The sequence below is a fragment of the Bordetella genomosp. 4 genome, from assembly GCF_002261185.1.
In the GTDB taxonomy this organism is placed as follows: domain Bacteria; phylum Pseudomonadota; class Gammaproteobacteria; order Burkholderiales; family Burkholderiaceae_B; genus Bordetella_A.
In genome coordinates this window covers 26,407-33,316 of record NZ_NEVQ01000004.1, presented here as the reverse complement: position 1 = coordinate 33,316, position 6,910 = coordinate 26,407, and the positions used below count along the sequence as shown (strand labels likewise).

Below are 6,910 nucleotides of genomic sequence, written 5' to 3'. Positions count from 1 at the left end.
ATGGGCTAACACCGCCAGCCCGGCGGCTAATACGTTATGCGCCGCGTTGATGTCGCGGTCGTGGTCGGCGTTGCATTGCCGACAGGACCAATGCCGCACACTCAACGGCAGCTTTGGTAACACGTGTCCGCAAACGTGGCAGCGCTTGCTCGACGGGTACCAGCGATCCACGCGCACGAACTCTCGTCCGTACCAACGCGCCTTGTACTCAAGCTGTCTCACGAACTCCGCCCATCCTGCATCGCCGATCGACTTGGCAAGACAGCGGTTTTTCCGCATGTTGGACACAGACAAGCTTTCCACGGCGATCACTTGGTTCTCGTGGATCAATCGGGTAGAAAGCTGGTGCAGGAAATCCCTGCGGGTGTCTGCGATCTTGGCATGCAGCTGGGCGACTTTCAGCTTCGCCTTGGCGCGGCGAGCCGATCCTTTTTGTTTCCTGGCTAAGCGGCGCTGTAGCTTAGCCAACTTAGCCTCATGCTTGCGAAAGATCTGTGGCGCATCGACTTTTTCTCCTGTTGAGAGAATCGCAAAATGAGACAACCCCAGATCAATCCCGACACAGTTCGGCGTAGGCGCTTTCCGCGCTATAACGTCGTCGCACAGGAGGCTGACAAAGTATCGTCCTGCCGGGTCTTTGCTGACCGTGACAGTAGTGACCTTGGCGGCTTTGGGAGTCTGACGGGACCAGCGGATAGGCAAAGCCTCCGTCATCTTCGCCAGCTTGAGCGAACGGCCATCCCATCTAAAGGCACTGGCGGTGTACTCCGCCGATTGCGGGCCATCCTTGCGTTTGAAGCGAGGATATCCCGTTCGCTTGGCAAAGAAACCGACAAACGCCGTTTGCAGATGACGCAGTGTCTGCTGCAACGGAACACTGCTGATCTCGTTCAACCAGACATACTCCGCCAGCTTTTTCAGCGCCGTCAGGGCTGCAGACGTCGCGTGATACCCCAAGCGCTCTTGTCGCTCAGCCCAGGCCAACGAACGAAGGCCAAGCATGTGGTTGTAGACCACACGTACACAACCGAACGTGCGAGCCAGCGTGATCGCTTGCTCGGGCGTCGGATAGAACCGGAATCGGTAGGCACGTGTGGTTTGCATGCCCGAGATACTATCCACGTCAGATCAGAAAACTGGATATTCATCCAGCTGAAAATTCAAATCAGACCAATCCTGCAGCCTTACGACTGCGCCCCTTTTCTCCCCGGCATGAATGCCGAGGTTTCTCGGAGCAGTGGATGACCAAGAAACTCCGGGCAGTGTTGTTCTGCCTGCTTTGTTCGCCTGCTTTTTCGGCATTTGCCTGTGACAGCCTGCCGTCCTGGGCCCAATCCGCCTGCCAACGCATCGACCAGATCTGGACCGAAGGCGGTAATGAGCTCTATCTGACGGGCTATTCCTGGCACAACCGCGCCACGTACAGCAAAAAGAAAATCGATAGCTTCAATGAGATCGCCTGGGGCGGCGGGCTAGGGAAAAGCCTGTATGACGAGGATGGCGACTGGCACGCGCTCTACGCCATGGCATTTCTCGATTCGCACAGCGACATCGAGCCGTTGGCGGGCTACGGGTTTCAGAAAATCGGCCGGGCCGGTGAAAACTGGCGTTTTGGCGCCGGCTACACCGTATTCCTGACCTCGCGCTCGGATATTTTCAATCGGATTCCGTTCCCGGGGATTCTGCCCCTGGTATCGGCGGGATATCGCGATGCCACGCTCTACGCCACCTACATTCCTGGAGGCAGCGGCAATGGCAATGTGCTGTTCATGTTCGGTAGCTGGGCGTTCTAGGGGCTCAGGCGTACCTGTCCGCCGTCAAGCCATCCAGGTCGACCTCCGGTTGCCGGCCCGACACGATATCGGCCACGATTTTTCCGGTACCGCACGCCTGCGTCCAGCCATTGGAGCCATGGCCGCAGTTCAAATACAGATTCGCGTAACGTGTCTTGCCCAGGATCGCGGGGCCATCCGGGGTCATCGGACGCAAACCCGCCCAGGCTTGCGCATCCTCGATGCTGACCCCTTCGGGAAACCACTCGCGGACGACGCCTTTTAAAAAGGTTACGCGGCCTGGGTCAACGGCTAATCCGTAGCCTTTGAGTTCCGCCATCCCCGCCGCCCGCACGCGGTCGCCCAGGCGCGAAATCATGACCTTGTTGTATTCATCCATCAGCGCCGCACGCGGCGCACGAGCGGGATCATCGATGCGGGCCGTAATCGAATACCCCTTTAGCGGATAAATCGGTAAAGACAGCCCCAAGGGACGCAGCAAGAACGGCGTCTGCGGCCCCAAAGCGACCACATAAGCGTCGGCAGTGAACAGCTCGGCCTGGCCCTCGATCCGTATGCCTTGCACGCGGTCCGCAGCCTTGACCAGCGCCGCGACCGGCGTGTTATAGCGAAATACGACACCCTGTTGTGCCAAATACGCAGCCAAGCCCGTCGCAAACTTGTGGCTATCACCAGAACCATCGCGCGGCAGATACAACGCCCCCGCAATCGGCGCGCGAGATGCCGCCAAAGCAGGCTCCAGGGCTCGGGCCTCTTCACCGTCCAGCAAACGCCATGGCACCTCATATTCATCCAACGCCTGCGTGATGCCTTTGACGACTTTCAGATCGGATTGGCTGCGAAAAACCTGCAGCGTGCCGTCTCGGTGATAGTCAAACTCGACGGGCAACCCAGCAGCGGCCAGATCTTGCAGACAGGCGTTGCTATAGTGCGCCACCCGTTGCATCCGCAGCTTATTCGCGCGAAAACGTTCTGCGGTGCAGTTACCCATCCAACGCGCCAGCCAAGCCAGTTTGCGCGGATTCGGCGTAAAGGAAAAACGAATCGGGGCTTCTTTCTGCAAGGCCATTTTCAATACCTTGCCTATCATGCCCGGTGCGGCCCACGGGCCGGCAAAACTGGGGCACAACCCGCCTGCATTACCAAAACTGGTCTCGCGAGCTGCGCCGCTTTGGCGATCCAGTACTACGACTTGATGGCCATCACGCCACAAATAATAGGCAGCGGCCACCCCGGCTACGCCTGCGCCCAACACCGCGACCTTCATCAGGGTCTCCGAAAAACTCGCCGTTCAGATTCAGTTCATACGCGCCAACGGCGCAAACCAGCGCTCTTAAACGCCGACGTTCAGCTCTCGCAAGCCGTCTTTGTATTCCAGCACCAAGCGTCCCAATCGCGGAATCAATGCCGTGTCGTCATTGACGACGTTCAAACGCAGATTGCCCAACACCACGTCCCACCCAGAGTCGACCTCCTCGACCCGGGCATCGGCGATGATTCCCAGGCGCCAGGCCACTGCCTGTTCCTCAGCGGCTCGCACCTCGATTTGGTGGATACGCAATGCCCCATTGGGATGCGCCATGAGCGCAGGCGTCCATACACATTCTGGCGTCAGATGCTGGCAGAAATACATCCGGATCCCAGGTAACGGCTGCTCTGCAAACCGCACCGTGCGAAAACTCGCCTGCATCTCGCGGCCATCTACCACGGCGGGACGCGTCAGTGCTTGCACAGGATTGACGGCAAAACCCTCGTCCCGCAAACGGGCATGGGTTGCGTCCGCGTCGAAAGACCGAAATACCAGCGCCTCTAAGCCGAACGGAGAATCAGCGATTTCCTTGCGTGCTGGCGGCGCTCCCGGTGGCCAACCCAGCAACTCGACATAGGTGCCTTGTAACGGGATCAGGCGATTGCACGAGCCCAGGTTATGGACTGATTTATCGCTCAAGAGGAAACCCTGTTCCTCGAAATGCGGCGCCAGCTCGTCAAGCCGATCACGCACCATGATCACCGCATGATCGAATTCAGTCTCGTCAGAGGGATGCAGCATGACTATGCCCGCCTTAAAAAACATTGGGGATGGCAATTTACCATCCCCAATGTTTACCTCACCAGTACGCAACGTCTCATCGAGAGGCCGCGGCCGGAAACAGCATCAGGCCAGTCGGCCGTGGCATTGTTTGTACTTTTTGCCGCTACCGCAGGGGCACGGATCGTTGCGCCCTACCTTGGGCATGATATTGCGTGCGGGTTGCTGAGCCGATTGCTCATCTTTTGTGGCTGCATCGGCATTGGCCAAGGCCTCGTCGTAATCAGAATGGTGGTACTGCACATTCTGCACATGCGACTGATTGGTCTCGGCCTCGGCCTGTTCGACCTGTTCGGGCGACTGCACCCGCACGGTCAACAGCACGCGGACGACGTCGTCACGGATGCGATCGAGCATGCCCGAGAACAGCTCGAACGCCTCGCGCTTGTATTCCTGCTTGGGGTTCTTTTGTGCATAGCCGCGCAAATGAATCCCTTGACGCAGGTGATCCAGCGACGACAGGTGCTCGCGCCAATGCGTATCGATCGCCTGCAGCATGATCGAACGTTCGAATTGCGCCCAGGGCTCTTCACCGACCAGAGCGATCTTGCCGGAATAAACTTCTCGCACGGCATCGTTCACGCGGGCCAGAATGTCCTCATCGGTCAGGCTGGATTCTTTTTCCAGCATCTCGGTCAACGGCAAGACGATCTGCCAATCCGCAGCCAAGGTCTTTTCCAGCGCGGCAACGTCCCACTGCTCTTCGACGGAGTCAGCAGGAATATGCTGGCGAACCAGGTCCGTCACGGCGGCTTCGGCCAGATTTTCCACGGACGTCCGGATCGACGAGGACTCGAGCACGTCGTTACGTTGCGCGTACAGGACCTTGCGCTGGTCGTTGGAAACGTCGTCGTATTCGAGCAGTTGCTTGCGGATATCGAAGTTGCGGCCCTCGACCTTGCGTTGCGCAGTCTCGATGGAACGCGTCACCATGCCTGCTTCGATGGGCTCGCCCTCGGGCAGCTTCAGGCGTTCCATGATGGCGCGCACGCGGTCGCCCGCGAAAATCCGCATCAGCGGGTCTTCGAGAGACAGATAGAAACGCGATGAGCCCGGATCACCCTGGCGGCCCGCACGGCCTCGCAACTGATTGTCGATACGGCGGGATTCGTGGCGCTCGGTACCGATGATGCGCAGACCGCCCGCCGCCTTTACCTGTTCGTTGGCAGGTTTCCAATCGGCACGTACTTTTTCGATACGGGCTTCTTTTTCGGCATCGGACAGCGACTCATCGGCGCGGATCAGATCGATTTGTTTCTCGACGCTGCCCCCCAGCACGATGTCGGTACCCCGGCCGGCCATGTTGGTCGCAATCGTGATGTGGCCAGGTTTGCCGGCCTCGGCCACGATCTCGGCTTCGCGGGCATGCTGCTTGGCGTTCAACACCTCGTGCGGCAGCTTGGCTTGCTTGAGCAAGCCGGACAGCAGCTCGGAGTTTTCGATGCTGGTTGTCCCCACCAGCACGGGCTGGCCACGCTCGTGACAATCGCGAATATCGTTCAGGATGGCGTTGAATTTTTCCTGCGCCGTCTTGAAGACCTGGTCGTTTTGATCCTTGCGGATCATCGGCTTGTTGGTCGGAATGATGACCGTTTCCAGACCGTAAATTTCCTGGAATTCGTAGGCCTCGGTGTCGGCCGTCCCCGTCATGCCCGAGAGCTTCTCGTACATGCGGAAGTAATTCTGGAACGTGATCGATGCCAGCGTCTGGTTTTCGTGCTGGATCTTGACGCCTTCTTTGGCCTCGACCGCCTGGTGCAGGCCATCGGACCAGCGGCGGCCCACCATCAGGCGGCCGGTGAATTCGTCAACAATGACCACTTCGCCGTCTTGCACCACATACTGCTGATCGCGGAAGAACAGCGTGTTGGCGCGCAATGCGACCATCAAGTGGTGCATCAGGGAAATATGGCGCGGATCGTACAGCGACTCGCCCTCGGGCAGGATGCCCTGCTGGGTCAGCAGGCGCTCGGCGGTTTCGTGGCCTTTTTCCGAGAGGTAGACCTGCTGCGATTTTTCGTCGACCCAGAAATCGCCCTCGGGCTCGGGTTCGTGCGCTTTGGGCTCGGAAGCCATGCGCGTCAACAGCGGCGGCACGGCATTCATGCGGATATAGAGCTCGGTGTGGTCTTCAGCCTGGCCCGAGATGATCAGCGGGGTACGCGCCTCGTCGATCAGGATGGAGTCGACTTCGTCAACGATTGCATACGCCAGCGGACGCTGGCGGCGGTCCTCGACGCGATATTCCATGTTGTCGCGCAGATAGTCGAAACCGAATTCGTTGTTGGTCCCGTAGGTGATATCTGCGGCGTACGCGGCGATTTTCTCGTCGTTGGGCTGCTGGGGCACCACCACGCCGGTGGTCATCCCCAGGAAGCCGTACAGACGGCCCATCCACCCCGCATCACGACGGGCCAGATAATCGTTGACCGTCACCACGTGCACGCCCTTGCCCGCAATCGCGTTCAGGTAGACGGGCAGCGTCGCCATCAGGGTCTTGCCCTCGCCGGTACGCATTTCGGCGATCTTGCCGTTATGCAGCGCGATGCCGCCCAACATCTGCACATCGAAATGGCGCATGCCGAATACACGCTTGCCGGCCTCGCGCACGACGGCAAAGGCTTCGGGCAACAGATCGTCGAGCGATGTGCCCTGGGCATGCCGGCTGCGGAATTCGTCGGTCTTGGCCGCAAGCTCCGCATCGGAAAGTGCGGCAGTCTTGGATTCCAGTGCGTTGATCTGGGTTACCAGCTTACGATACTGCTTAAGCAACCGGTCGTTGCGGCTGCCTATGAGTTTTTTGAGCAGAGAAACCATGCGTGTCGGTGGCAGCGCCGTCGGCCCCTGCCCCAAAACAGGCCAGGTACCGCTCGGCGCGGAATGTTTACTTGGTTGAGCGGGGCAATCCCGCTGGGAAACGATCGAGTTTAACGCACCTGGGCGGGATCGGCCCCAACCCGGAGAAAACGGGGCCGTGTTCACTCGATACAATGCGCGCTTGTGGCGTTTGTCCAGGCCCGGAAACTTG

5 protein-coding genes are annotated in these 6,910 nt (G+C 59.2%); 1 reads left to right on the top strand and 4 read right to left on the bottom strand.

The genetic code is table 11. The features are described 5' to 3' along the window. Positions 1-1,104 (bottom strand): RNA-guided endonuclease TnpB family protein (locus tag CAL20_RS04710; protein WP_094837323.1); only part of this gene is annotated, 1,104 nt, incomplete at its 3' end. A 137-nt stretch (positions 1,105-1,241) separates the two neighbouring features. Here CAL20_RS04710 and pagP point away from each other — a divergent pair. Beyond that, on the top strand, positions 1,242-1,793 hold the full coding sequence (pagP, locus tag CAL20_RS04705; RefSeq protein ID WP_094819936.1) for a lipid IV(A) palmitoyltransferase PagP: 552 nt from the start codon (positions 1,242-1,244) through the stop codon (positions 1,791-1,793). 4 nt (positions 1,794-1,797) lie between these two features. On the opposite strand, the gene CAL20_RS04700 is transcribed toward pagP, so the two are convergent. The 3 genes from CAL20_RS04700 to secA form a co-directional block, all read right to left on the bottom strand. Next, positions 1,798-3,063, bottom strand: a complete 1,266-nt coding sequence (locus CAL20_RS04700) for a D-amino acid dehydrogenase (protein WP_094837322.1) — start codon at positions 3,061-3,063, stop codon at positions 1,798-1,800. A 63-nt stretch (positions 3,064-3,126) separates the two neighbouring features. Next, on the bottom strand, positions 3,127-3,843 hold the full coding sequence (locus CAL20_RS04695; protein WP_094819938.1) for a VOC family protein: 717 nt from the start codon (positions 3,841-3,843) through the stop codon (positions 3,127-3,129). Positions 3,844-3,948: 105 nt separating this feature from the next. After that, entirely contained in the window at positions 3,949-6,699 is a 2,751-nt protein-coding gene (gene secA / locus CAL20_RS04690) for a preprotein translocase subunit SecA (RefSeq protein WP_094819934.1), read from the bottom strand. Positions 6,700-6,910: the final 211 nt, after the last annotated feature.

Excerpts from the sequence above, each read along its gene's own strand:
- secA (WP_094819934.1), bottom strand. The coding sequence starts at position 6,699 with ATGGTTTCTCTGCTCAAAAAACTCATAGGCAGCCGCAACGACCGGTTG.
- CAL20_RS04695 (WP_094819938.1), bottom strand. The coding sequence starts at position 3,843 with ATGCTGCATCCCTCTGACGAGACTGAATTCGATCATGCGGTGATCATG.
- pagP (WP_094819936.1), top strand. The coding sequence starts at position 1,242 with ATGACCAAGAAACTCCGGGCAGTGTTGTTCTGCCTGCTTTGTTCGCCT.